Source organism: Martinezella tropici (assembly GCF_008370325.1).
Taxonomy (GTDB): domain Bacteria; phylum Pseudomonadota; class Alphaproteobacteria; order Rhizobiales; family Rhizobiaceae; genus Rhizobium; species Rhizobium tropici_B.
In genome coordinates this window covers 62,484-86,191 of the sequence record NZ_VNIP01000006.1, presented here as the reverse complement: position 1 = coordinate 86,191, position 23,708 = coordinate 62,484, and the positions used below count along the sequence as shown (strand labels likewise).

20 protein-coding genes are annotated in these 23,708 nt (G+C 60.9%); 7 read left to right on the top strand and 13 right to left on the bottom strand.

From position 1 onward, the window contains the following. Positions 1–49 precede the first annotated feature (49 nt). On the top strand, positions 50–982 hold the full coding sequence (locus FP026_RS08830) for a rhodanese-related sulfurtransferase (RefSeq protein ID WP_432444111.1): 933 nt from the start codon (positions 50–52) through the stop codon (positions 980–982). Positions 983–1,018: 36 nt separating this feature from the next. Here the strand turns inward: FP026_RS08830 and FP026_RS08825 are convergent, their stop codons facing one another. The 3 genes from FP026_RS08825 to FP026_RS08815 all read right to left on the bottom strand — a co-directional run bounded on the left by FP026_RS08825 (position 1,019) and on the right by FP026_RS08815 (position 5,332). Beyond that, positions 1,019–3,229: a putative bifunctional diguanylate cyclase/phosphodiesterase gene (locus FP026_RS08825; protein ID WP_149634259.1), complete on the bottom strand. Its 2,211-nt coding sequence runs from the start codon at positions 3,227–3,229 to the stop codon at positions 1,019–1,021. Positions 3,230–3,338: 109 nt separating this feature from the next. Then, positions 3,339–3,887: an NADPH-dependent FMN reductase gene (locus FP026_RS08820; protein ID WP_188112542.1), complete on the bottom strand. Its 549-nt coding sequence runs from the start codon at positions 3,885–3,887 to the stop codon at positions 3,339–3,341. A gap of 71 nt (positions 3,888–3,958) precedes the next feature. Further along, complete coding sequence (locus tag FP026_RS08815; RefSeq protein WP_149634258.1) at positions 3,959–5,332, bottom strand: GH1 family beta-glucosidase; 1,374 nt, start codon at positions 5,330–5,332, stop codon at positions 3,959–3,961. A 236-nt stretch (positions 5,333–5,568) separates the two neighbouring features. On the opposite strand from FP026_RS08815, the gene FP026_RS08810 reads away from it, so the two are divergent. Continuing rightward, positions 5,569–5,973: a DoxX family protein gene (locus FP026_RS08810; protein WP_149634257.1), complete on the top strand. Its 405-nt coding sequence runs from the start codon at positions 5,569–5,571 to the stop codon at positions 5,971–5,973. Between the two features lie 46 nt (positions 5,974–6,019). Here the strand turns inward: FP026_RS08810 and FP026_RS08805 are convergent, their stop codons facing one another. The 5 genes from FP026_RS08805 to FP026_RS08785 form a co-directional block, all read right to left on the bottom strand. Beyond that, the gene (locus FP026_RS08805) at positions 6,020–7,207 is read right to left on the bottom strand and encodes a Gfo/Idh/MocA family protein (RefSeq protein ID WP_149634256.1); all 1,188 of its coding nucleotides are present in this window, start codon (positions 7,205–7,207) and stop codon (positions 6,020–6,022) included. Between the two features lie 224 nt (positions 7,208–7,431). Next, on the bottom strand, positions 7,432–8,484 hold the full coding sequence (locus tag FP026_RS08800; RefSeq protein WP_149634255.1) for a sugar phosphate isomerase/epimerase family protein: 1,053 nt from the start codon (positions 8,482–8,484) through the stop codon (positions 7,432–7,434). Positions 8,485–8,743: 259 nt separating this feature from the next. After that, entirely contained in the window at positions 8,744–9,691 is a 948-nt protein-coding gene (locus FP026_RS08795) for a substrate-binding domain-containing protein (protein ID WP_149634254.1), read from the bottom strand. A gap of 67 nt (positions 9,692–9,758) precedes the next feature. Continuing rightward, positions 9,759–10,769, bottom strand: coding sequence for an ABC transporter permease (locus FP026_RS08790; protein WP_149634253.1), 1,011 nt, complete (start codon positions 10,767–10,769; stop codon positions 9,759–9,761). Positions 10,770–10,830: 61 nt separating this feature from the next. Beyond that, entirely contained in the window at positions 10,831–12,354 is a 1,524-nt protein-coding gene (locus FP026_RS08785; RefSeq protein ID WP_149634252.1) for a sugar ABC transporter ATP-binding protein, read from the bottom strand. 166 nt (positions 12,355–12,520) lie between these two features. Between FP026_RS08785 and FP026_RS08780 the strand changes: the two genes are divergently transcribed. Both FP026_RS08780 and FP026_RS08775 read left to right on the top strand, forming a co-directional pair. Then, the gene (locus FP026_RS08780; RefSeq protein ID WP_149634251.1) at positions 12,521–13,546 is read left to right on the top strand and encodes a LacI family DNA-binding transcriptional regulator; all 1,026 of its coding nucleotides are present in this window, start codon (positions 12,521–12,523) and stop codon (positions 13,544–13,546) included. Between the two features lie 12 nt (positions 13,547–13,558). After that, positions 13,559–13,963, top strand: a complete 405-nt coding sequence (locus tag FP026_RS08775) for a VOC family protein (protein WP_149634250.1) — start codon at positions 13,559–13,561, stop codon at positions 13,961–13,963. Here the strand turns inward: FP026_RS08775 and xylA are convergent. The 5 genes from xylA to FP026_RS08750 form a co-directional block, all read right to left on the bottom strand. Next, the gene (gene xylA / locus FP026_RS08770) at positions 13,954–15,264 is read right to left on the bottom strand and encodes a xylose isomerase (RefSeq protein WP_149634249.1); all 1,311 of its coding nucleotides are present in this window, start codon (positions 15,262–15,264) and stop codon (positions 13,954–13,956) included. The two genes, FP026_RS08775 and xylA, sit on opposite strands and share 10 nt — an antisense overlap. Positions 15,265–15,485: 221 nt before the next feature. Next, positions 15,486–16,943 carry a xylulokinase gene (xylB, locus tag FP026_RS08765; protein ID WP_149634248.1) on the bottom strand — a complete coding sequence of 486 codons (1,458 nt, stop codon included), beginning with the start codon at positions 16,941–16,943 and terminating at the stop codon, positions 15,486–15,488. 37 nt (positions 16,944–16,980) lie between these two features. Then, complete coding sequence (locus FP026_RS08760; RefSeq protein ID WP_149634247.1) at positions 16,981–18,006, bottom strand: LacI family DNA-binding transcriptional regulator; 1,026 nt, start codon at positions 18,004–18,006, stop codon at positions 16,981–16,983. Positions 18,007–18,155: 149 nt separating this feature from the next. Continuing rightward, positions 18,156–19,757: a DHA2 family efflux MFS transporter permease subunit gene (locus tag FP026_RS08755; RefSeq protein ID WP_149634246.1), complete on the bottom strand. Its 1,602-nt coding sequence runs from the start codon at positions 19,755–19,757 to the stop codon at positions 18,156–18,158. A 26-nt stretch (positions 19,758–19,783) separates the two neighbouring features. After that, positions 19,784–21,004 carry an HlyD family secretion protein gene (locus tag FP026_RS08750; RefSeq protein ID WP_149634245.1) on the bottom strand — a complete coding sequence of 407 codons (1,221 nt, stop codon included), beginning with the start codon at positions 21,002–21,004 and terminating at the stop codon, positions 19,784–19,786. Between the two features lie 162 nt (positions 21,005–21,166). Here FP026_RS08750 and FP026_RS08745 point away from each other — a divergent pair, with 162 nt between their 5' ends. From FP026_RS08745 to FP026_RS08735, 3 genes are all read left to right on the top strand, one after another. After that, positions 21,167–21,847: a TetR/AcrR family transcriptional regulator gene (locus tag FP026_RS08745; RefSeq protein ID WP_149634244.1), complete on the top strand. Its 681-nt coding sequence runs from the start codon at positions 21,167–21,169 to the stop codon at positions 21,845–21,847. Positions 21,848–21,963: 116 nt separating this feature from the next. Continuing rightward, a complete protein-coding gene (locus FP026_RS08740; RefSeq protein WP_149634243.1) occupies positions 21,964–22,803 on the top strand; it encodes a GyrI-like domain-containing protein in 840 nt (279 codons plus the stop codon). A 160-nt stretch (positions 22,804–22,963) separates the two neighbouring features. Further along, entirely contained in the window at positions 22,964–23,707 is a 744-nt protein-coding gene (locus FP026_RS08735; RefSeq protein WP_149634242.1) for a TerC family protein, read from the top strand. The last annotated feature ends 1 nt before the right edge of the window (position 23,708 follow it).

Genomic DNA, 23,708 nt, shown 5'->3' with positions numbered 1-23,708 from the left:
CCCGATTGCCTGAAAGCCCACAAAATTGTATTTCCCCGCCATGACCGACATGCTTTCAGATCCACGGCGCGACACGACCGGCGCATTCCTCGTTGCCGCGCTCTATCATTTCGTTTCCTTTCCGCGCTTCGAAAGTCTGCGCGAGCCTTTGCTTGCGCTCTGCGAGGAAAATGGCGTCAAGGGCACGCTGCTGCTCGCGCATGAAGGGATCAACGGCACCATCGCCGGCACGGATGCTGCCATCGGCGCAGTCCTCGCCTTCCTGCGCGCCCAACCGGAATTTGCCGGCCTGGAGCATAAGGAAAGCCGTGCCACGAAAATGCCTTTCGTACGCATGAAGGTGAAGCTGAAGAAAGAGATCGTCACCATGGGCGTCGAGGATGTCGACCCCACCAAGGTGGTCGGCACCTACGTCGCGCCGAAGGATTGGAATGCGCTGATCTCCGATCCCGATACGATCGTCATCGACACCCGCAACGATTATGAGACCGCCATCGGTGTCTTCAAGGGCGCGGTCGATCCGAAGACGAAGACCTTCCGCGAGTTTCCCGAATGGGTGCGTGAGAATACCGGCCTGCACAACAAGCCGAAGATCGCCATGTATTGCACCGGCGGCATCCGCTGCGAGAAGGCCACCGCCTTCATGAAGCAGCAGGGTTTCGACGAAGTCTACCATCTCAAGGGCGGCATCCTGAAATATCTGGAGGAAGTGCCGGCGGAAGAAAGCCTTTGGGAAGGCGCCTGCTTCGTCTTTGACGAGCGCGTCTCCGTCGAGCATGGCCTGAAGGAAGGCAATCACAAGCTTTGCCACGCCTGCCGCAATCCCATCACGGCCGAGGAAGTGACCTCGCCCTTCTACGAAGCCGGCGTCTCCTGCAGCCATTGCTATCACGAGCGCAGCGAAGAGGATCGCGAACGTTATCGCGAGAGGCAGCGGCAGATCGCGCTCGCCCGCAAGCGCGGCCACGAACATATCGGCTGAAGCAGTTCCAGGGAAAACAGAAATGCTTTGAGCATATCAAGCGGCGGCGTGCTCTTCGTCCAGCTCCATGGCCATCTGCACGGCGAGCCGCTTGCTGATCTCGGTTTCCGGCATGGGCTTGCCGTAGAAATAGCCCTGCAGCTCGTCGCAGCCGAAGCCTTCCAGCGCCCTTCCCTGCGCCTCGGTTTCGATGCCTTCGGCCGTGACGGGAATATCGAGCGAACGCGCCAATGCCACCGTCGCCTGCAGCATTTCGCGGGCGCGGTCGTCTTCGAGCACATTCATGGTCAGTGAACGATCGATCTTGATGCGATCGAAGCCGAACTGGCGCAGATAGCCGATAGAAGAGAAACCGGAGCCGAAATCGTCGAGAGCCACCTTGACCCCGAGCCTCTTCAGCCGCTCGATCGACTGACGGGTGCGCTCCGGATTCTGGATCATATAGCCTTCGGTGATTTCCAGCGTTACGCGCTCAGCCTCGATTTCCGTCCTGTTCAGCACGCTGCGGACGTAATCGGCGAAGGCAGGATTACGGAACTGCCCCGGGGACACATTGACGGCAATGCGAAGATCCGGCCATTGCCGCGCGGCTTCGCAGGCCTTGCGCAGGACGAGCAAGCCCAATGCCTCGATCAACCCGCTGGTTTCCGCAATAGGAATGAAGACCTCGGGCGAAATCGGACCATGGCCGGGACGGTTCCAGCGCACGAGCGCCTCGACGCCGGTCATTTCGCAGCTCGACGCATCGACCAGCGGCTGATAGGCGAGCGTCAGCTCCTCCATCTCGATGGCGCGGCGCAGGTCGAGCTCCAGTGCGTTGCGCTCCTCGCGATCGGCATCCATGGCCGTGTCGTAGCAGGTCATGCGGGCACGGCCCGCCTCCTTGGCCTTGTACATGGCAAGATCGGCCCGGCGCACCAGTTCCTCTCTGTCGATACGGCCTTCCGGCGAAGTGGCGATGCCGATGCTGGTGCCGACGACGACCACTCGCTGGCCGATTTCCAAGGGCTCGGAGAGAAAATCCAAAATCTGTTCCGCCAGCTGTAAGGCAGGCGCGTCGTTGAGTTCCTTGGTCGGGAAGACGATGGCGAATTCGTCTCCTCCAACCCTGGCCAGCGCCGCCTGTGGCGGCACGAGCACGCTGAGGCCAGCCGCCACGGCGCGAATGAGCTGATCGCCCATGCCGTGCCCATAGGAATCGTTGATTTCCTTGAAACCATCAAGATCGAGATAGAGAAGCAGGACATTGGTGCCGTCGCTGCGCGCCCGTTCGACCAGCCGGTCCACATCGAGCCGCAGCCCCTCCCGGTTGAGGAGGCCGCTCAACCTGTCGCGCAGTGAAACCTGACGCGCCTGAACCTCCTCCGACCGCAACCGGCGCCCTGCCAATGACCCCAAGATCAGCAGCACGACGAAGAACAGGCCGACAAGGCCGAGCGCACCGAGAACCAGTGGGCGGACCTTTTGGTAGCTCATGTCGCCCGGTTCGCGCGAGCTCCAGACCAGCCGCCCAAGCGACTTGCCCAGCGGATCGACGATGGAAACGGCGTAGCGAGCCACGGTTTCCGGCGGCATCAGCTTCAGGCCGCTGATGACATAGGTGTTGGAAAGCATCTTGATCCGGGCAGCGTCGAGATAGCGCACGAGGATCAGATAACGCCGCTGGCCCTCCGGCGCGGGAATGCGGCCGGACCTTTCGCGAATCGTCGCAGCGCCGGCAGCGGCGATGCCATTCCTGGTCATGATGTAGCCCGAGGCTTCCGGCACCCCCGTCACACGCATGGTGCGCGCCTGATCGACCAAGGCCCAGATGGCGGTGCCGAGGACGTCCTCGATATTCTCCGTCAACGGAACGCCGTCGTGATAGGCAATAATCGGCTTATTGTGGTCGTCGACGATGACGGCGGTATCGAACAGGGCGCCATTGGAGGAGATGTCGCCGTAATTACCGGCAATCCAGCCCCGGTCGTTCGTCCCGTAGACGCTTCGCGCCGCGTCGTTGCGCGCGGAATGGTCATGCAGCGTCGCTTCCAGCTGCCCCTGGAAGGTTTTCAGGGCGCCGACGGTCGTCTCCCAGGAACGTTCGTCATCCAGCTTGTTGGAGTAATCAGCGACGCGCCCGATTGCGGTCAACACCATCAGGGTCACGACGGCAACCACGAGAGCAAAGGAAATCAAAACGGCCGTCACAATGGAATGACGACCGATCCGAGTCGCTTGCCGCAGTGAATTGAAAGTTGCTCCCACGCCTTTTCTCCTTGGCCCGGAAGTCTGCCGTCAGGTCTTCAACAAACGGTTAAGGCGTATCGGAGATTCCTACAGGAAAGGGTTGCATATTTGCCGAAGCCGGGAAAATTCATGACGTGGCGGCAATCGTTTGCGCGAAACGGCTGAGACTCCCGGACAAGAGGCCATTTTCGCGCGCCTCCAAAAGCATGGCCGCCTGCGTCTCATCGCTCTTGCCCGCAACCGGCAGGCGCACGAAAGCGTCGGCGACGATGTGCAGCGACATGGTCTGCAGGACCTCGGTCAGCTGTGCCAGGACAAGATCGCCGCGATGCGAGGCATGGGCAAACATTAGCGGCTTGAACGGCACCTCGTCGCGCGACACCAGCCAGTCCAGCGCATTCTTGAAGCCTCCGGGAATGCCATGGGCGTATTCGGGACAGGAAATGACGAGGCCATCGGCCCGTCCAATCTTCGCCGCGAATTCCAGAACGATGGGTGGCGTTCTCTCACCCTCATTGTCCGGATTGAAGATCGGCATTTCGCCGATCAGGTCGCAGATCTTCATGGTGACGCCGCCAGGACAGGCAAGCCGCAACGCCTCCAGCAGCCTGCGGCTGCTCGAGGCCTGTCGCTGGCTGCCGCAAAGTGCATAAAGGGAAATCGGCCGCTGGATCATGCCTGACGTCTATCAGGCCCCGTCGATTCGAGCGATAGCTACCCTCCCCTCAACGGGAAGGTAGAACCGCATTAATCCGCCTTGTGGTTGCCCTTCGGAAACTGCGAGGCAAGCTCCTTATACCACTTGCCGCTCTTCTTGATGGTGCGCACCTGCGTCTCGTAATCGACATGCACGAGGCCGAAACGCATGCGATAACCTTCCGCCCATTCGAAATTGTCCATCAGGCTCCAGGCGAAATAGCCTCGCATCGGATAGCCGTCCTTAATGAGATCGGCGACGACCCCGAGATGCTCGATATAGTAGTCGAGGCGCGGCTGGTCATCGACCTCGCCATCGACGACGCCCATATTGTAGCAGGCACCGTTCTCGGTGATGTAGCACTCCGGCAGCTCATAGCGCTTGTTGAGATCCTCAACGACATGCTTCAGGCCTGGTGCATAGATTTCCCAGCCGATATCGGTCTTCACGTCGCTTGCCGGCGGCGCTTCCTTCGTCCAGGGGAAATCGCCGCTCTTGGAAGAGTCATCGAAGACGCGCATCGGCATATAGTAGTTCAGACCCCACCAATCGAGCTTCTGGTTGATGGTCTTGAGATCGCCATCCTCGACAACAGGCATGCGATCGCCCAGAGCCTCGACGAATTCCTTCGGATACTCACCCTTGAAGATCGGATCGAAGAAAGCGCCGTTATGGAACTGATGGGCGCGCTCGACGGCGGCCAGATCTTCCGCGCGGTCCGAGCCCGGCAGGATGGAGGCAGCGTTGAGCACGATGCCGACGGGCACCTTCGGCGCGACGGAGCGGATCGCCTCGACACCGAGGCCATGCGCAAGGTTCATATAGTGCATGGCATAGAGTGCGGCCTGCATATTGCGCTCGCCCGGCGCATGAACGCCATAAAGGTGGCTCAGCCAGACGATGCACCAGGGCTCGTTGAAGGTGGCGACCGAATCCAGACGATCGCCGAGGCGGCTCACGACGGTCTTGGCATAGCGCTGGAAGGCATGTGCCGTCGATCGCGCCGTCCAGCCGCCGTCGCCGGCGAGCGCTAGCGGCAGATCCCAGTGATAGAGGGTGGCGAAGGTCTTGATCCCCCGCGCCTTGCAGCCATCGACCAGGCGGTCATAGAAATCGAGGCCGGCTTCGTTCACGGGGCCGGTGCCTTCGGGAATGATGCGCGGCCAGGCGATCGAGAAGCGGTAGGCCTCGACGCCCATCTCCTTGATGAGATCGAGATCCTGCTCCAGCCGATTATAGTGATCGCAGGCGACATCGCCATTGTTGCGCTGATAGACCCGGCCGGGCATGTTGGCGAAGGCATCCCATATGGATGGCTTGCGGCCGTCGGCCTTGGTGGCACCTTCGATCTGGAAGGCAGCGGTGGCAACGCCGAACGTGAAATCGCCTGGGAAGCGATCGGCAAGAAGCTTCGGATCGATCATGATGAAAATCCCGTCTGTTTTGGCTTCGTTGGCTGCGGTTTAGCCAACCCGGCTGGCAAAGTACAGTGTCGAATTGAGGAAACTGCAACGTTACAGATGCCAAGAAACGCAGCCGGCTAACGGCTCTGCCAGCGGCTCCTCGCGGCGCGATAACGTCAATGTCAACAGTCGTGACTTGTCTTTTCGAGGTGGATCAATTGAGGGTAGCATTCAAACTTGACAACGAAAGGATAGAAATGCTCGCTGTGCTCCATACGCTCCATCCCTATCTGCTGAGCCTTCTGCGCATCGTCGCCTCGCTTGTGCTGTTCAGCTATGGAACGCAGAAGGTGCTGCATTTCCCGGCAGCCGAAAACGTGCCTGATGTCGGGTCGCTTTCCTGGATCGCTGGCCTGCTTGAACTGACCCTCGGCTTCCTCGTCCTGATCGGCTTCCAGACGCGGCTCGCTTCCTTCGTCCTGTCAGGCCTGATGGCTTTCGCCTATTTCCTGCGCCACGCGCCGCAGAGCTTCTATCCCGCGCAGAACGGCGGCGTCTCCGCTATCCTCTTCTGCTTCATCTTCCTGTTTCTCGTCGGCGCCGGCGGCGGGCCCCTGAGCCTAGATGCGCTGACGAAGCGCAAGCAGGAAGTTGCGGCCTGAATGAAAAGGCCCGAGGCGGTTTCGCCGACTCGGGCCTCGCCAAAGATCAGAGCTTGACCCAGGCGCCGTTGCGCTTCGAGGAAGCAACGCAAGCTTCGACGAAAGCCACACCCTTCACGCCATCATCGACGGTCGGATAGACCACGGCCGGATCGATCGCCACGCCCTTCTTGCGGGCGTTGATGGCGCGCGCGGCCTCGGTGTAGATCGTGGCGAAGGCTTCGAGATAGCCTTCCGGATGACCGGACGGAATGCGCGAGACACGGGCTGCCGCAGCGCCGGAACCGGCGCCGTTGCGGGTGATCAGCCGCTTCTGATCGCCGAACGGCGTGTACCACAGATAGTTCGGATCGGCCTGCGTCCACTCGATGCCGCCCTTGGTGCCATAGACGCGGAGCTTCAGGCCGTTCTCGTGACCGGGTGCGACCTGGCTGCACCAGAGCATGCCCTTGGCCGGCTTTTCCTTGCCCTTCGCCTTGAAGCGCAGCAGCACATGGCCGTTGTCATCGAGGCGACGTCCCTCAACGAAGCTGTCGAGATCGGCGGCAAGGCTGTCGAGTTCGAGGCCGGTGACGAAGGAAGCGAGGTTATAGGCGTGCGTGCCGATATCGCCGGTGGAGCCGCCGGCGCCGGATTGGGCCGGGTCGGTGCGCCAGGCCGCCTGCTTCTGGCCGGATTGCTCGATATTCTCCGTCAGCCAATCCTGCGGATATTCCGCCTGCACGATGCGGATATCGCCGAGTTCGCCATTCTCGATCATCTCGCGCGCTTGGCGGATCATCGGATAGCCGGTGTAATTATGCGTGAGGATGAAGAGCGCGCCGCTTTCATCGGCCACCTTCTTCAGCTTCTTGGCGTCGGCGAGATTGGATGTCAGCGGCTTGTCGCAGATGACATGGATGCCGCGCCGCAGGAATTCCTTGGCAGCGTCATAATGCACATGGTTCGGCGTGACGATCGAAACGGCCTCGATGCCGTTCTTCAGCTTTGCCTCGCGGATTGCCATGTCACGATAGCTGGAATAGGTGCGCGAGGGATCGAGACCGAGATCGCGGCCGGAAGCCACGGCCTTTTCCGGCGAAGACGAGAGCGCGCCGGCGACAAGATCGAACTGGTCGTCAATGCGCGCGGCGATGCGATGCACAGCGCCGATGAATGCGCCGGCGCCACCGCCCACCATGCCAAGCCGGATACGAGGCTCCCGCGTCTGTTCCGATGATCCTTCGATTGCCATTTTGTCCTCCTGAATGAATTGAATTGTATGAACGCGATCGCCTGCCGCAATCGTCCCCTCTCCCCGCCTGCGGGGAGAGGGTTAGGGTGAGGGGCCGAGCCTTCTGCAAGCTCTGAATTGGTGAAAATAGCGAGAAGGGCCCTCATCCGTCCTCAAACGATTTCGCTCCGCTCAATCGTTTGAGTCCACCTTCTCCCCCGCACTTGCGGGGCGAAGGATTCGGATTACAGCCCCAGCATGCGCCGGTTGGCCGCCTGGTCCGTGCCGCTGCCGGCAAAATCGTCGAAAGCCTTTTCCGTGACACGGATGATGTGCGCCTTGACAAATTCGGAGCCTTCCCGTGCGCCGTCTTCAGGATGCTTCAGCGCGCATTCCCATTCGACCACGGCCCAGCCGTCAAAATTGTTGGCAGTCATCTTCGAGAAGACGGCGCCGAAATCGACCTGGCCGTCGCCCAGCGAACGGAAGCGGCCAGCACGTTCGACCCAGCCCTGATAGCCGCCATAAACGCCCTGACGCCCGGTCGGATTGAACTCCGCATCCTTGACGTGGAACATCTTGATGCGGTCTTTGTAGATGTCGATGTTCTCGAGGTAGTCGAGGCATTGCAGGACGTAATGCGAGGGATCGTAGAGCATGTTGGCGCGCGGATGGTTCTTCACGCGCTCCAGGAACATCTCGAAGGTAATGCCGTCATGCAGGTCTTCGCCGGGATGGATTTCGTAGCAGACGTCGACGCCGTTTTCGTCGGCATGGTTGAGGATCGGCGTCCAGCGGCGCGCAAGCTCCTCGAAGGCGGTTTCGACGAGACCGGCCGGGCGCTGCGGCCAGGGATAGATGAAGGGCCAGGCAAGCGCGCCCGAAAAGGTCGCATGCGCCTTGATGCCGAGATGCTTGGAAGCCGTCAGCGCCATCTTCACCTGCTCGACGGCCCATTCCTGGCGCGCCTTCGGATTGCCTCGCACTTCCGGCGCTGCAAAGCCGTCGAAGGCTTCGTCATAGGCAGGATGCACGGCGACCAGCTGGCCCTGGAGGTGGGTGGAAAGCTCGGTGACCTCGACGCCGTTGGCGCGGGCGACGCCGGCGAATTCGTCGCAATAATCCTTCGAGGAGGCCGCCTTCTTCAGGTCGATGAGCTGGCCTGCCCAGGTCGGAACCTGCACGCCGATATAGCCGGCATCGGCAGCCCATTTCGTAATCGAATCCCACGAGTTGAATGGCGCCGTATCACCGGCGAACTGGCCGAGAAACAGGCCCGGACCCTTGATCGTCTTCATCAGTAATTCCTCCCTAATCGCGTTCTGTAAACGTTTCCGATGCCTTTCCAACCCGCATCCGAGGCGGCTTGGATGCCGTAACCTCAAAAAACTATAGGGTCGTCGGGCTGAAAGTCGAATGCCCCGTGACCTAATCACGGCCCGTGGCCGACGGCAAGAGGTACGTGCCGCAAAAATTACCACAGGATGCGAAACGAAGCGGCAGCCGCATAAAAAACGCCCGCCAGAACCGGCGGGCGCATCTGTCAGGATCAGCCGATCAGAATGGTGATTCGGCGAAGTAGAAGTCCTTGGCGTTATCCTTCGTGACGAGCGTCGCATCGAGGATGTAACTGCCGCGGACCGGAACCTGATCGTAGAAATTGGCGGCGGTCAGCTCCATGGCCGTGCCGATCATGGCCGGCGGATAGAGCACGTCGACGGGGATCAGCTTGTCGCCATCCATGACCTTCTTGATCATGTCCTTCGAACCGGCGCCGGCGACGACATATTTGATGTCGGTGCGCTTGGCCTGGTCGATTGCCTGCAGAACGCCGACGGCCATGTCGTCATCCTGGCACCAGACGACGTCGATCTTCGGGAACTTGGTCAGGTAATCCTGCATCACCTTGAAGGCGTCGTCGCGGTTCCAGTTGCCGTATTGACGGTCGAGAACCTTGACGTTCGAGCCCGCGATGCCCTTGTCGAAGCCATCCTGGCGCTGCTGGTCGATCGGGATCGGCAGGCCGCGGATGACGACGACCTGAGCATCCGGCGTATTCTTCTTGATGTATTCGCCCGCGGTCTGGCCAAGCGCCGGATTGTTGCCGGCGACATAGAGGTCACGGACGGAATTGTCGTTGTTGCTCGGCGCACGGTCGACGAGCGCTACGAACTTGCCCTTGTCCTTGACTTCCTTGATGGCGTTGACGAGCGGATCCGGATCCGACGGCAGGATCACGAGAGCATCGATGCCTTGTGTCTCGAGGTCCTGTACGGCATTGGCCTGGCTCGCAGCGTCAGGCGAAGTCTTGACGATGACGTTGAGCCCCGGATGCTCCGCCATCAACAGCTTGGCGACGCGCTCGGCATGAAACACCACGCCCGAGGTCCAGCCGTGGTCGGCTGCCGGAATGGAAACGCCGATCGTTACCTTCTTGTCCGCGGCATGGACCGTGCCGGCCAGAGCCGCCATCACGACGGCCACGCCCAATAGTCTTTTTCGCATGTTCTTCCTCCCAGATAGAGACAGGGCCTTGTCACCAAGAACCGGGCGCCCCCTACCCGGCTATTCACTATTTGCGAGCAAGCGAGCGCTGAACCAGCATGGCGATAATGATGATCGCGCCCTGGATCGCACTGAGCAGATACTCGCTGATAAAATTGGAAAGCAGCATGATGTTGCCGACCAGCTCAAGGATGAAGGCGCCACAGATCGTGCCCCATACCCTGCCCGCTCCGCCCTTCAGCGCCGTGCCGCCGACGACCACGGCGGTGATCGCCTGCAGCTCCCACAAGCTTCCCGTCGTCGCCGACGTCGAGCCAAGCCGCGGCACATAGAGAAGCACGGCGATTGCTACGCACAGGCCCTGGATGACGAAGGCGATGGTACGCACGCGGTTGACTGCTACGCCGGAATAGCGCGCAACATCGCGATTGGAGCCGACGGCGATGACGTGTCGCCCATAACGGGTGCGGTAGAGAATGAAGGCCGCAATGCCGGTGACGACAAGGATGACCACGATCGGTACCGGCACACCAAGCACCGAGCCGTAGTAGGCAGGCTTGTAGAGCGCCTGCAGATCCGCCGGTCGCAAGGTGATTGCGCCGCCCTGCGACAGCCAGGTCGTCAAGCCGCGGTAGACGCCCATGGTGCCGAGGGTCGCGATGAACGGCTCGATCTTACCCATGGTCGTGATCAGGCCGTTGGCCAGGCCGCACAATATGCCGGCGACGATCGAAAACAGCACGGCGGCGGCCAACATCAGGGCGGGATCGGCGATAACACCCGAATTCATCAGGAGGATCATCAGGCTTGCGACGAAGGCAACCATCGCGCCGACAGACAGATCGAGATCACCCGCCGAGATGACGAAAGTGGTACCGACAGCGATGATCGCAATATAGGCGCATCTCGTCGCGACATTGGTGAGATTGGTGATGCCGATGAAATTCGGGTTGACCAGTGCGCCTACGATCAGAAGCAGCACCAGCGCTGCAAACGGCGCAACGGCCCTGAGATCGACATCCCGCCAGGAGCGCCCCCGCCGACCGGCTTTTCCGCTGCTGTCTTCACCCACGCTCATAACCAAAACCAACCTCCCGTCCCATGACTTCTGGGAATTCGCCCTGCCCTGTGCCGCCCGTTCAGGCAGCGGTCTTTTTCTTCAGGCCCGCCGCATAACGCATAATTTCCTGCTCGGAGATCTCTTCGCCTTCGAGCACGCCGACGATCCGGCCCTCGCGCATGACCGCGATCCGCGTGCACAGCCCGATCACCTCGGGCATTTCCGAAGAGATGACGATGATCGAGTGCCCGTCGCGCGCCAGCGCCGAAATGAAATGATAGATCTGCTGCTTCGTGCCGACGTCGATGCCGCGGGTCGGCTCGTCGATGATGACGATCTGCGGCTCGGTCTCCATGACCTTCGCCAGCAGCAGCTTCTGCTGGTTGCCGCCGGACATGCGGCCGGCAACGATATTTCCGTCCCTCACCCGGATGTCGAAGCGGCGGCGCGCCCGCGCCAGCGCATCGGCCTCGCTGGAGGCGCTCAGATAGCCGAACTTGCCGTGTCGGTCGAGCGACTGCAGGGTCAGATTGACGACCATGCCCGAATTCAGAAGCAACCCCTTCGACTTGCGGTCCTTGGTCATATAGGCAAGCCCGGCGTCGATGGCCGCATGCACGTCATGCGCCGGCACCGTTTGGCCGTTGGCAACGACGTCGCCGGCAGCGCGCGAGCGCAGACCGACGATTGCCTCCATCAGCTCTGTCCGGCCCGAGCCGATCATGCCGGAAAAGCCTAATATCTCGCCCTTGCGCAGCTCGAAGCTTGCATCATGGACGTAGCCCGTCGAAAGGGAGACAACGCTAAGCACCACCTTTTCGTCGACATCGGGCTCGTTCTTGGCCGGATAGAGGCTCGAGAGCTCGCGCCCGACCATCAGCTGGGCGATCGATTCGCCGTCGAGCAGCGAGGTCGGCGATGTCTTCACCCATTGGCCGTCGCGCAGCACCGTGACCCGATCCGTCAGTTCCATGACCTCATCGAGCTTATGGGAGACGAAGACGAAACTCGTTCCCTGATCGCGCAGCTTGCGTACCTGCTTGAACAGGAAATTGGTCTCCTCGCGCGAAAGAACGGCGGTCGGCTCGTCCATGAAGACGATGCGCGCATCACGGCTGATCGCCTTGGCGATCTCCACCATCTGCTTGTCGGCGATGGAGAGCGTGCTGATTATGGCGTTCTCGTCGACATGCGAGCCGAGAAGGTCGAGCACGCGCCGCGTTTCGGCCCGCATATACTTGCGATCGAGCACACCCAAGCGCGTAACTTCGCGGCCGAGAAACAGGCTCTCGGTAACGGTCAGATGCTCCGCAAGATTGAATTCCTGATGGATGATGACGATGCCGAGCGCCTCGGCGGCTCCGTTCGGCGGCAGCTTCACCGGCTTGCCGTCGAGCAAAATCTCGCCGGAGGTCGGCTGCTCGAAACCGGACAGGACCTTGACCAGCGTCGACTTGCCGGCGCCGTTTTCGCCCATGAGCGCATGGATCTCGCCAGCCCGAAGATCGAAGTTGACGCTGAACAGCACCTGCACGCCGTTGAAGGATTTCGATATCCCTCTCGCAGACAGCACGACCGTACCGTCGACGGCTTCCGAACTCATTGAATCCTCCCTGCGGTCCCACCCGCTTTCTATGCTGTGTAAACCTTTACATAATCTGTGTAAAGGTTTACATCGTTGGATATCGCATAAATTTTCGCGGTCACCTTTGACCTCCACCGAAGTCTGTGTAGTCTCCAGCCCCAGACGAGACCCAAGGCAGAGCGCAGTGTCGAATTCCACGCCCGCAACTATCGAAGACGTCGCCCGAATTGCCAATGTTTCGATAGCAACGGTTTCGCGGGCAATCCATATGCCGGAGAAAGTCGCCAATTCGACGCGGCTGAAAGTCAATCAGGCGATCGCCATTACTGGCTATACCACCAATGCCATGGCGCGCAGCCTCCGGCTCGGCCGATCGAACATGATTCTCGTCGTCGCACCCGATATCGGCGACCCGAATTTCTCCAATATTCTTATCGGCCTGGAGAATGAGGCGCGTTCGCACGGCTATGGTATCCTCATCGGCCACACACAGAACGATGCGCAGCGCGGGCTCGAATATCTGAAGTTCCTGAATTCCAACCAGGCGGCCGGACTGATCCTCTTCACCGGCATCCTGCCCTTCGGGCATCAGACGATGACGGCGCGGCTGCCGCCGAGCGTCGGCGTTTTCGAGCCGGTCTTCAATGGCGGCATTCCCTATGTCGGCGTTGACGATGTCGCAGGCGCGCGCAAGGCCATCGATCTCCTGATTACCGAGGGTCATCGCAGGATTGCATTCGTCGGCGATTCCCGCACTCGCCTTGCCTATAGCCGCCGGCGCACGGGTTATGAGGCAGGCTTGGATGCCGCAGGCATCAGCCCCGATCTGCGCATCGTGCTCGAAGGCGACGGCACCATCGAAAGCGGGCGGCTCGCCGTCGAGCAGCTCTTCATGCGCGACACGCTGCCGACAGCCTTCATGTGCGTCAACGATCAGACCGCGATCGGCGTGATGATCGGCCTGAAAGCGCGCGGCTACGACATCCCTGAGGATTTTTCGGTGACCGGCTTCGACGACGTGCCGCAGGCCGTCTTCATGACGCCGTCGCTGACGACGATCCGGCAGCCGCGCACCGCCATCGGCAAACACGCCATGGCGCTGCTGCTCGAGCTGCTGTCGGATGGCGAGCCCGCCGAAACGGAGATCCTGCTGCGGCCGGACCTTGTGGTGCGAAACTCGGTTGCGGCTCCGGCGCGCTTTCGGCGGTAGGCAGGCGCAGCGATGCCACTCGGCAGAGTCACCCTCTACGTCCGCGATGTCGAAGCGACGATCAGCTTTTATGAGAAATATTTTGGCTTCAGGTCGCTCCGTCTGGAGGGCGATCGGATCGTCGAACTGCTGGCGCGGGATGGCGGCGCCAATCTGATGATCCATCCTGCGGGCAAAGCGCAGAAAATGGGTCAGGTACTGGTAAAACTGGTCTTCGACGTCGAGCATGTCGAAGCTTTCCGCGCAAAGTGTGCCGAAGAGGGCCTCGTGTTCGGCCCCTTGCACCAGGCCGACGGTTATGTCTTCGCCAATGCCAAGGACCCCTCAGGGAATCCCATAGCCATTTCCAGCCGTGCCTTCAGGCTGAAGTCGGGAGGCGATGAACCACCGCCTCCCGAACCTATCGATCAAACGTAACGATTGACGATGTTTTCCAGGAGTTCCTGCTTGCCGGACTTCGGCTGCGGGTTGACGTCCTTGGTCTCGACCCACTGGGCGATCTGGTCGAGCGAGTATTCGCCGCGCAGCAGCTTCTGGCCCTCGGCGGAATCCCAGCCGGCGTAACGGTCGGCCAACGGCTTGGAGAGTGCCTTGTCCTCGATCATCTTGGCAGCAGCCTTCAGGCCGCGGGCGCAGCAATCCATGCCACCGATGTGGCCGATGAGCAGGTCTTCCGGATCGAGCGACTGACGGCGCAGCTTGGCGTCGAAGTTCGTGCCGCCAGTCTTGAAGCCGCCGCCTGCCAGAACCTGGTAATAGGCCAGCGTCATTTCCGGAACGTTGTTCGGGAACTGGTCGGTATCCCAGCCGGACTGATAGTCGTTGCGGTTCATGTCGATGGAGCCGAAGACGCCGAGCGCGTTGGCGAGCGCCAATTCGTGCTCGAAGGAATGGCCGGCGAGGATCGCATGGCCCTGCTCGATATTGAGCTTCACTTCGTTTTCCAGGCCGTACTTCTTGAGGAAGCCATAGACCGTAGCGACGTCGTAGTCATACTGATGCTTGGTCGGTTCCTGCGGCTTCGGCTCGATCAGGATCGTGCCCTTGTAGCCGATCTTGTGCTTGTACTCGACGACGAGATTGAGGAAGCGGCCCATCTGGTCCATTTCCCGCTTCAGGTCGGTGTTGAGCAGCGTCTCATAGCCCTCGCGGCCGCCCCAGAGAACGTAGTTTTCGCCGCCGAGCTTGTGCGTGGCGTCCATGCAGGTCTTCACGGTCGCAGCCGAGAAGGCGAAGACGTCCGGATCCGGATTGGTCGCAGCGCCCGACATGAAGCGGCGGTTGGAGAAGAGGTTCGCCGTACCCCAAAGCAGCTTCACGCCGGTTTCGGCCTGCTTCTGGGCGAAGTAGTCGACGATCTCGTTGAGGTTCTTGGTGTTCTCGGCGAAGTTCTTGCCTTCCGGACGCACGTCGGCATCGTGGAAGCAGTAGTAGGGAGCGCCAAGCAGGGTGAAGAATTCGAAGGCAACGTCAGCCTTCAGCTTGGCGGCTTCCATGGTTTCGTGGAACCACGGGCGCAGGAAGGTCTGGCCGCCAAAGGGATCGCCGCCCGGCCAGGTGAAGGTGTGCCAGTAGGCGACGGCGAAACGCAGATGGTCTTCCATGCGCTTGCCGGCAACAACCTCGTCCTTGTTGTAATAGCGGAAGGCCAGCGGATTGGTGCTGTCGGGGCCTTCGTATTTTATCTTGCTGATGTCACCAAAAAATCCGGTGCTCATGTCTTGTCTCCTTGGGTTGGTGTTTCGGTATTGCTGTTCGTTTCATGCGGCTCTGCCCCTCACCCTAACCCTCTCCCCGCTTGCGGGGAGAGGGAACGACCTCTGTATCCTCGCCGAGCAAAGTGTTAGGGGCGGGCAGTAGGTGCCTCTTTCCCCTTCTCCCCGTCAGAACGGGGAGAAGGTGCCCGACAGGGCGGATGAGGGGCTCTCACGCGCGGTTTTCAATGCGCCGACAACGGCTTGATCGCCGGATAAACCGCCCGATAGCGCTTGTAGGCATTTGTATAGGCATCCGTCAGCGACGCCACGGGATCGATCGTGCCAGCCGTCTGCGGCGGTGTGCAGACCGCGACCGGATCGGCACCGGTGGCGGCAATCAGGCCGAGGCGCGCAGCGCCGAAGGCGGCTCCGAAATCGCCGTCCGCCGGCAGGTCGACGGGTACGCCGAGCGCGGTCGCGATCGAGGCCAGCCAATAGCGGGAGCGCGAGCCGCCGCCGATGGCGGTCACGCGTGCGATGTCGGTGCCGGCCGAGCGCAGCGCTTCCAGATTGTCGCGGATGGCGAAGGACACGCCTTCGAGCACGGCTTGCGTCAGCACGGCGCGGCCGCTTTCATGGCCGAGACCGATGAAGGCGCCGCGGATCGTAGCATCGTTATGCGGCGTGCGCTCGCCCGAGAGATAGGGAAGAAATGTAACGCTAGTCGGCGCCTGCAGCGTCTCGCCAAGCTCGGTGGTGAGTTCGGCGGCAGACTTGCCTGTCACATGCGAATGCCAGTTGAGCGCATCGGTTGCCGACAGGATGACGCCCATCTGATGCCAGGTGTTCGGCAATGCATGGCAGAAAGCGTGAACGGCGCTTTCCGGCTTCGGCAGATAGGAGCCGTTGGCCGCAAAGAGCACGCCCGACGTGCCGAGCGAAACGAAGGCAGCGCCGTGGCTCACCGTGCCCATGCCGCAGGCCGAGGCAGCATTGTCCCCTGCCCCGCCGGCAACGACGACATCGCTGGCAATGCCCCATTTCGAGGCAAGCTCGCCGCGCAGCTTACCAGCAACGTCGGTGCCTTCGACCAGAGCCGGCATCTGCTTCTCATCGAGATTGGTCGCTGCCAACAGCTCGGAAGACCATTTGCGCTTGCCGGTATCGAGCCAGGACGTGCCGGCCGAATCCGACATTTCCGACATGTGCTCGCCGGTCAGCCAAAGGCGCAGATAATCCTTCGGCAGCAGCACCCAACGCACCCTCGCGAAAATCTCCGGCTCATGCTTGGCGACCCATGCGAGCTTCGGGGCGGTAAAGCCCGGAAAGACGATATTGCCGGTCAATGCGCGGAAACGTGGGTCGGCGTCGAGGACAGCAGCCTCATGATAGCTGCGGGTATCGTTCCAGAGAATGCAGGGGCGCAACACCTTGTCGTCTGCGTCCAGCAAGGTCGCGCCGTGCATCTGGCCGGAAAGGCCGATGCCGCGCACGGCGGCCAGCTCTTTCGGATGCGCCGCCTTCAGGCCGGCAACGGCTTCCTCCGTCGCCCGGATCCAGTGGGCCGGATCCTGCTCGGACCAGCCGGGATGCGGGCGCGACACGTCAAGCCCGCCATTGGCCGAGCCGATGATCTTCTGATTGCCGTCGATCAGCATCGCTTTGACGCCGGACGTTCCGAGATCGAGACCCAAATACATCAGATAGTACTCCCTATGCTCTGCCGCGTTCGAATGTTCAGGGCAGATTGTCCTTCAAGAAAATATCGAGGCGGATGCGCTCCTGATCGGCGATGACGGCCTGGCCATCGGCGGTCGCCTTCATGACGCGGATGGCGCTGCGCACCTCATGGCCGGCATCCTGATTAAGAACGGCGTCGATCGTGCCGTCCACCAGCGCTGCGCGCGTGTGCTGCGTCAGTTCATGCACGACGACGGTCAGTTCGCGCTCGGGCCTGACGGCTTTCAGCGCCGTGATCAGGCCGCGGTTGCCGGCACCGAGATTATAGATGCCGATAATGTCCCTGCTTTGGGCCAATGCCCTGGAAACGAGCGATCCGGCGAGTTCCGGGTCGTCACGCCCTTCCAATACGGGCAGCAGCCGCAGCTTGGGAAACTCCTCGGCCATGACGTCAGAGAAACCCTGCAGACGCTCGCGATGGTCGCGCACCAGCATGGAACCGGCGAGAACGGTAATCTCACCCTCGCGCCCCCCAAGGAATCGCCCCAGCAGCCGGGCGGCTGTGCGGCCGGCGGCGATGTTGTCGATGCCGGCATAGTGATGCCGGGCGGAATCGGTCAGATCGGAGACAAGCGTAACGACGGGGATGCGCTCGGAGACCAGCCGGCCGACAGCGGCCCGCACCTCGGGCGCATCAGTCGCCACCAAGGCGACACCGGCGATATCCTGGCCCAGCAACGCGTCGAGCGCCGACACCAGCGCCGGGACATCGAAAGGTGGCACCTCAACGATGCGGATATCCGTGCGCTCTATGCTCGCCCGCAACGTCGCATGATGCACCTCTGAACGCAGCCCATGCATGAAGGAGTTGTCGCCTGTCGGCACGATGAATACGAGAGGATAGACACGGCCCTTGGCCAGATTGGCGGCAGCGACGTCGCGGATATAACCGATCTCTCGAATAGCGGTCTCCACCTTCTCCCGCGTTACCAGCCGCACGCCCGGCCGCTGGTTCAAGACGCGATCGACGGTGGCGAGGCTGACGCCCGCGGCGGCGGCGATATCATGCACGGTCGGTCTCATCGGCTCCTCCTGCCGAAATCCTTTACCGCCATTTCTGATGTACGTAAATCAAAAATTTCCGGCCGCTCGATTTTCCCCCGATGACCATAAACAAAAAAGGCCCCTCACGAGGAGGGGCCATGCCTTGGGAGCATTCATTAAGCGCTGGATCAGTGGCCTCCGCCGCCGCCGCCTGTCGGACTCGGTTTGCTCAGCATGAGGACGCCGAGGATCATCGCCAGGAACAGTATGGTCAGCATCAGAAAGATATCCCCAAAGGACATGACGACCGCCTGCCGCGTCGCCATGTTGACCATCTGCTTCAATGCGGCCTGCTCGCCGTCGAGGCCGGATGCGTTGAAATTGGCGGCCATGTTGTTCAATTGAGTGACGGCGGCATGGCTGCCCCAATGAATATGGTCGCGCAGACTGAAATAATGCTGGTCCTGCCGGTTCGTTAGCAGGGTGTTGATAATGGCAAGGCCCACGGCACCGCCCAGGTTACGGGTCAGGTTGAACAGACCGGATGCGCCGCGCATCCGCGCGGGCGGCATGGTTCCGAGTGCGATATTGTTGATCGGCACCATGCAGAGCATCAGGCCGAAGCCGCGCAGGATCTGGGGAATCATCAATTCCCAGAAATCCCAGTCCGTCGTCAGGTGCATCATGATGTAGGTACCGGCCGAGAAGCTGGTGAAGCCGATGATCATCAGGATGCGAAGATCGACCCTGCCTGCCAGGAAGCCGGCCAGCGGCGCGGTGAAGAACATGGCAAGGCCCGACACGAACATCGTCTCGCCGATCTGCAGGGAATCGTAGCCGCGGATACGCGCGAGGAAAAGCGGATAGATATAGGTCAAGCCATAGAGGCCGATACCCATCACGAAAGAGAACACCGAGCCGAAAGAGAAGTTCTTGTTCGTGAAGGCCCTGAGATCGACCACGGGAAATTCGACCGTGAAGGCACGATAGAAGAAGATCACCGCACCGACCGCGGAGGCGATAGCACCGGCAACGATATAATTATCGTTAAACCAGTCGTTGGTATTGCCCTCTTCGAGAACATATTCCAGCGCGCCCAGAAAAACACCCATCGAAATCAGGCCCCACCAGTCGAACTTTTTGAAAAGCGACAGTTCGGGCTTGTCGAAGTCGATGAAATTCCAGGTGACGATGGCAACAATGATACCGGGCGGAATATTGACCAGGAATAGCCAATGCCAGGAGAAGGCGTTGGACAGATAGCCGCCGACGGTCGGGCCGATCGTCGGCGCAAGCGTGGCGATCAGGCCGATGATCGGCGAGACGACATTGCGCTTGGACGGCGGGAAGATCGTGAAGGCTGCCGCAAACACCGACGGGATCATGCCGCCGCCGATGAAGCCCTGCAGGGCGCGGTAGATGATCATCTGATCGATGTTGGTGGCGGTCGCGGCAAGCGCGCTCGCCGCTGTGAAGCCGGCCGCCGAAATCGCGAAGAGATAGCGCGTGGAAATGATACGCGCCAGCGTTCCCGAAAGCGGGATCATGATGACTTCGGCGATCAGATAGGCGGTCTGCACCCAGCCAATTTCATCCGAGCCGGCGCTGAGGCCCGCCTGGATTTCGCTGAGCGAGGCGGAGACGATCTGAATATCGAGGATCGACATGAACATGCCGAGCACCATCGCCAGAAAGGCGATAAGTTTTTTCGTGTCGATATGATCCGCCGCGGGTGCGGCAGGCCCGGCCGCGCGTGGAGGCGACCCGGCTGTAGTGCTGGCGGACGACATGCTGCGTCTCTCCCGAGCTTGATCGCTTACTTGCCCGGCGCCGTGCGGGTATCAACGTCGACGACGACGCTGAGGCCTGCGCGCAGACGGCCGGTATTGAGCGCATCCTGCGGCAATGCGATGCGGACAGGCACGCGCTGGATGATCTTGGTGAAATTACCAGTCGCATTCTCCGGCGGCAGCAGCGAGAAGACCGAGCCGGAAGCCGGCGAGATCGACTCGACGGTGCCGATGATCGGATGGTCGCTATAAGCATCGACGTGAATATTGACCTTGGAACCCGGAACCAGATGCTGGATCTGTGTTTCCTTGAAATTCGCGTCGATATAGAGCTGGCGGATCGGCACGATCGCCATCAGCTTCTGGCCGGGAGAGACAAGATCGCCTTCCTGAACGGAACGATTGCCGACAATGCCGTCATAAGGCGCCTTCAGCACGGTGAACGACAGGTCGCGAGAGGCCTTGTCACGAGCGGCCTCCAATCCCTTGATCGTGCTCTCGGCCTGCCGGCGCTGGGCCTGCAGCAGGTTGATGTTCGCCTGCGCCGAAGCGATCGCGGCATCGCCGCCGACCAGGTTGGCCTTGGCTTGGTCGAGCGCGATGTTGGCGCTATCCAAGGCGGCCGTGGTGCCGACCGACTTCGACTGCAGTTCGGCAGAGCGCGTCTGGGTGATCTGCGCGCCACGGACGGTGGCTTGCAGGGCAACCTTCTGTGCCTGCGACTGCGCAAGAGCGGCCTGGCCGGCTGCGATCTGTGCATCGATGGTATGGAGTGAAAGCTGTTCGGTATCGAGCGAGGCCTGGGCCTGTTCCAGCGCCAGCTTATAGTCGCCGTCGTCGAGCGTGGCGAGCACGTCGCCGGCCTTGACCTGTTGGTTGGCGACGACGTTCACCTTGGAAACGTAGCCGGTGACCTTCGGCTGGATGGCCGCGATGTCGCCGCCGATATAGGCGTCGTCGGTCGAGACCATGAAGCGGCCGTTCGTCCACCAGTCATAGCCGTACCAGCCGCCGGCCGCGAGAGCGACGACGAGGATAATCGGAAAAGCCAGGCTGCGCCGCTTCTTCTCCGGCGGCGGTGGGGCCGCAGGGACCGGAGCAGTGGGCGCAGCCTGGGCGGGGGCAGGGTTGCCGCGCGTTTCAGCCGCAGGAGCCTCAGCAGACACGCCGGCTTCGCGGGCTTCCACCTCAGCATCTGCAGGCTCGTCCACGATGCGCGCTACATTGTTTCCATGACTTGACGACATTGCCTTACCACCGAAATTCTGGCTAAATTAATCGAACCGAACGGTTCAGTTCAATTGACATAAAGCCTTTTTCATTCCATATCAAGAGATATCGAACTGAGCGGTTCGATTTATTTGGCGAATCTGTTTAAGATTCAGAAAAAATGATCGATGAAGGAGACGATGAAACACGAATCGCAAAATGCCATTGTATTGAACGCGCCCGCGCCTGCATCCGGTGGACGTTGGGCCGCCGGCGAAGATCCGGTCAAGCGCCATCAGATCCTTGAAGGCGCCAAGCGCGTCTTTATGAAGATGGGCTTCGATGCGGCGAGTATGAACGACGTCACCCGTGAGGCCGGCGTTTCCAAGGGCACGCTCTACGTCTATTTCGCCAACAAGGAAGACTTGTTCGCCGCCATGATGGAGAGCGAGCGCACCTATTTCGTCAACCTCGTGCGCAACGCACTTGCAGACGAAGCAGATGTCACGACGTCTCTTTATGATTTCGGCATCGTATTCGTGACGCATGTCACGTCGGACAAGACCATCAGCGCCATGCGCACAGTCATCGGCGTGCGCGAACGCATGCCTTCGCTCTGTCAACGCTTCTTCACAGGTCCGGAAAACCTGCGAACCGTCCTGCGCGGCTTTCTCGAGCGTCAGGTGGCAGCCGGCCATCTCAAGATCGATGACTTCGACATGGCCGCCCGCCATTTTCTCGAAATGGCCAGTGGCGGCTATTTCAAGCTGCGGCTGTTCGGCGACATGGAAGAGCCCCCATCGAAAGAAGAGATCGATTATGTCGTGCGCGGTGCCGTACGCGTTTTCCTGGCGGGCTATGGCCCCGACCGCAAGGATTGATAGCGAAAGCTTTCCCGTGTTGCCGATAAGCAGCTAGCGGTCCAACTCCGCAACGGCGATCAAGCATCGCCGCTACCGGAAGCCCATGACTGGCCCGGCAACCAGGGGAGTTGAAGATGAGTGCGATCGGCAGAGCGATATGGTTCATCGAAAGCCATTTTGCGTCCGACATCTCGCTGGACGAGATTGCCGAAACGGCCGGTCTGTCGCGCTATCATCTGTCGCGCGTCTTCGGCCTAACGACAGGCCATTCGATCAGCAGCTATATCCGAAGCCGCCGCCTCAGCGGGGCCGCCCTCGCGCTGATCGACAGCTCTTCTTCCATTCTCCAGGTTGCCCTCGATGCCGGTTACGGCTCGCACGAGGCATTCACCCGTGCCTTCCGCGAGCAGTTCGGCATGACGCCGGAAAGCCTGCGCAAGCAAGGGCACGTTCGCAACCTCGCTCTACAGGAGCCGATCAGAATGGACGACACCCGCCTTCCCAAGCTCGAAGCACCGCGCTTCGAAACCCATCCCGCGATGCTGCTTGCCGGCCTTGCGGAAACCTATGCCTATGAGGCCACGCAGGCGATCCCCTCGCTCTGGCAGAAGTTCAACCAGCATTTCGGCCATATTCCAGGCCAGGTCGGCAATGTCGCCTATGGCGTCTGTACCCCGGCGGAGGAAGGCAGCGAAGGTTTTCGCTACATGTCAGCCGCCGAAATCTCCGCCACAGACGACCTGCCCGAAGGTTTCGTGACCACGAAACTGCCGCAGCAGCGCTATGCGATCTTTGCGCATCGCGGCCATATCTCCGGCATTTCCGCCACCGTGCATCAGATCTTCGGCGAATGGCTTCCGCAGTCGGGCCAGCAGCATGGCGGCACACCCGACATGATGGAACGCTACGACGAGCGCTTCGACCCGCGCACGGGCACGGGCGTGACGGAGATATGGATCCCCCTGAAAGCCTAGAAACCAAGCCTCGAAACAAGACCTGAAAACAAAAGGCCGCCGCCACGAAATTGGCGGCGCCGCTTGTACGGGCAACTGTGCTCCTTACATTACGGCCATTCTGGAAAGGCCGGAGCTGGGGGTCAGCATCGGCGAATGCTGACAAAAGGGGAAATCGTCTATGGATATTGTTGGGCTGCTGCAGGATCCCAGCGCGTGGGTGGCACTCATTACGCTCGTCGTCATGGAGGTCGTCCTCGGCATCGACAACCTCATCTTCATCTCGATCCTGACCAACAAGCTTCCGGCCGAACATCGCGACAGGGCGCGCAAGATCGGTATCGGCCTTGCCCTTGTCATGCGCCTTGCCCTGCTCGGCACCGTCGCCTGGATCGTGCAGCTCACGCAGCCCGTCTTCGAAATCTTCGGCCAGGGCTTCTCTTGGAAGGACATGATCTTGATCGGCGGCGGCCTTTTCCTCGTCTGGAAGGCGACGAAGGAGATCCATCACAATGTCGACCCTCAGGAACAGGGTGAGGATTTCATCGCCAAGTCGACGACCTCAAGCTTTGCCTCGGCCATCGGCCAGATCCTGCTGCTCGACCTGGTCTTCTCGATCGACAGCATCATCACCGCCGTGGGCATGACGCCGCATCTGCCGATCATGTTTGTCGCCGTGATCGCCGCCGTCACCGTGATGCTGGTGGCCGCAAAGCCGCTCGCGAATTTCATCGAGCAGAACCCGAGCATCGTCATGCTCGCGCTCGCCTTCCTGCTGATGATCGGTACGACGCTGATCGCCGAAGGCATGGGCGTGCATGTGCCCAAGGGCTACATCTACGCCGCCATGGCCTTCTCGGCTCTGGTGGAAGTGCTCAATATGCTGGCGCGCAACCGCCGGAAAAAGGCGTCCGGCGGCCATTGAT

Bases quoted from the DNA above. Each gene is read 5' to 3' on its own strand.
- FP026_RS08830 (WP_432444111.1), top strand. From the start codon at position 50: ATGCTTTCAGATCCACGGCGCGACACGACCGGCGCATTCCTCGTTGCC.
- FP026_RS08820 (WP_188112542.1), bottom strand. From the start codon at position 3,887: ATGATCCAGCGGCCGATTTCCCTTTATGCACTTTGCGGCAGCCAGCGA.
- FP026_RS08815 (WP_149634258.1), bottom strand. From the start codon at position 5,332: ATGATCGATCCGAAGCTTCTTGCCGATCGCTTCCCAGGCGATTTCACG.
- FP026_RS08810 (WP_149634257.1), top strand. From the start codon at position 5,569: ATGCTCGCTGTGCTCCATACGCTCCATCCCTATCTGCTGAGCCTTCTG.
- FP026_RS08805 (WP_149634256.1), bottom strand. From the start codon at position 7,207: ATGGCAATCGAAGGATCATCGGAACAGACGCGGGAGCCTCGTATCCGG.
- FP026_RS08800 (WP_149634255.1), bottom strand. From the start codon at position 8,484: ATGAAGACGATCAAGGGTCCGGGCCTGTTTCTCGGCCAGTTCGCCGGT.
- FP026_RS08795 (WP_149634254.1), bottom strand. From the start codon at position 9,691: ATGCGAAAAAGACTATTGGGCGTGGCCGTCGTGATGGCGGCTCTGGCC.
- FP026_RS08790 (WP_149634253.1), bottom strand. From the start codon at position 10,769: ATGAGCGTGGGTGAAGACAGCAGCGGAAAAGCCGGTCGGCGGGGGCGC.
- FP026_RS08785 (WP_149634252.1), bottom strand. From the start codon at position 12,354: ATGAGTTCGGAAGCCGTCGACGGTACGGTCGTGCTGTCTGCGAGAGGG.
- FP026_RS08775 (WP_149634250.1), top strand. From the start codon at position 13,559: ATGCCACTCGGCAGAGTCACCCTCTACGTCCGCGATGTCGAAGCGACG.
- xylA (WP_149634249.1), bottom strand. From the start codon at position 15,264: ATGAGCACCGGATTTTTTGGTGACATCAGCAAGATAAAATACGAAGGC.
- xylB (WP_149634248.1), bottom strand. From the start codon at position 16,943: ATGTATTTGGGTCTCGATCTCGGAACGTCCGGCGTCAAAGCGATGCTG.
- FP026_RS08760 (WP_149634247.1), bottom strand. From the start codon at position 18,006: ATGAGACCGACCGTGCATGATATCGCCGCCGCCGCGGGCGTCAGCCTC.
- FP026_RS08755 (WP_149634246.1), bottom strand. From the start codon at position 19,757: ATGTCGTCCGCCAGCACTACAGCCGGGTCGCCTCCACGCGCGGCCGGG.
- FP026_RS08750 (WP_149634245.1), bottom strand. From the start codon at position 21,004: ATGTCGTCAAGTCATGGAAACAATGTAGCGCGCATCGTGGACGAGCCT.
- FP026_RS08745 (WP_149634244.1), top strand. From the start codon at position 21,167: ATGAAACACGAATCGCAAAATGCCATTGTATTGAACGCGCCCGCGCCT.
- FP026_RS08740 (WP_149634243.1), top strand. From the start codon at position 21,964: ATGAGTGCGATCGGCAGAGCGATATGGTTCATCGAAAGCCATTTTGCG.
- FP026_RS08735 (WP_149634242.1), top strand. From the start codon at position 22,964: ATGGATATTGTTGGGCTGCTGCAGGATCCCAGCGCGTGGGTGGCACTC.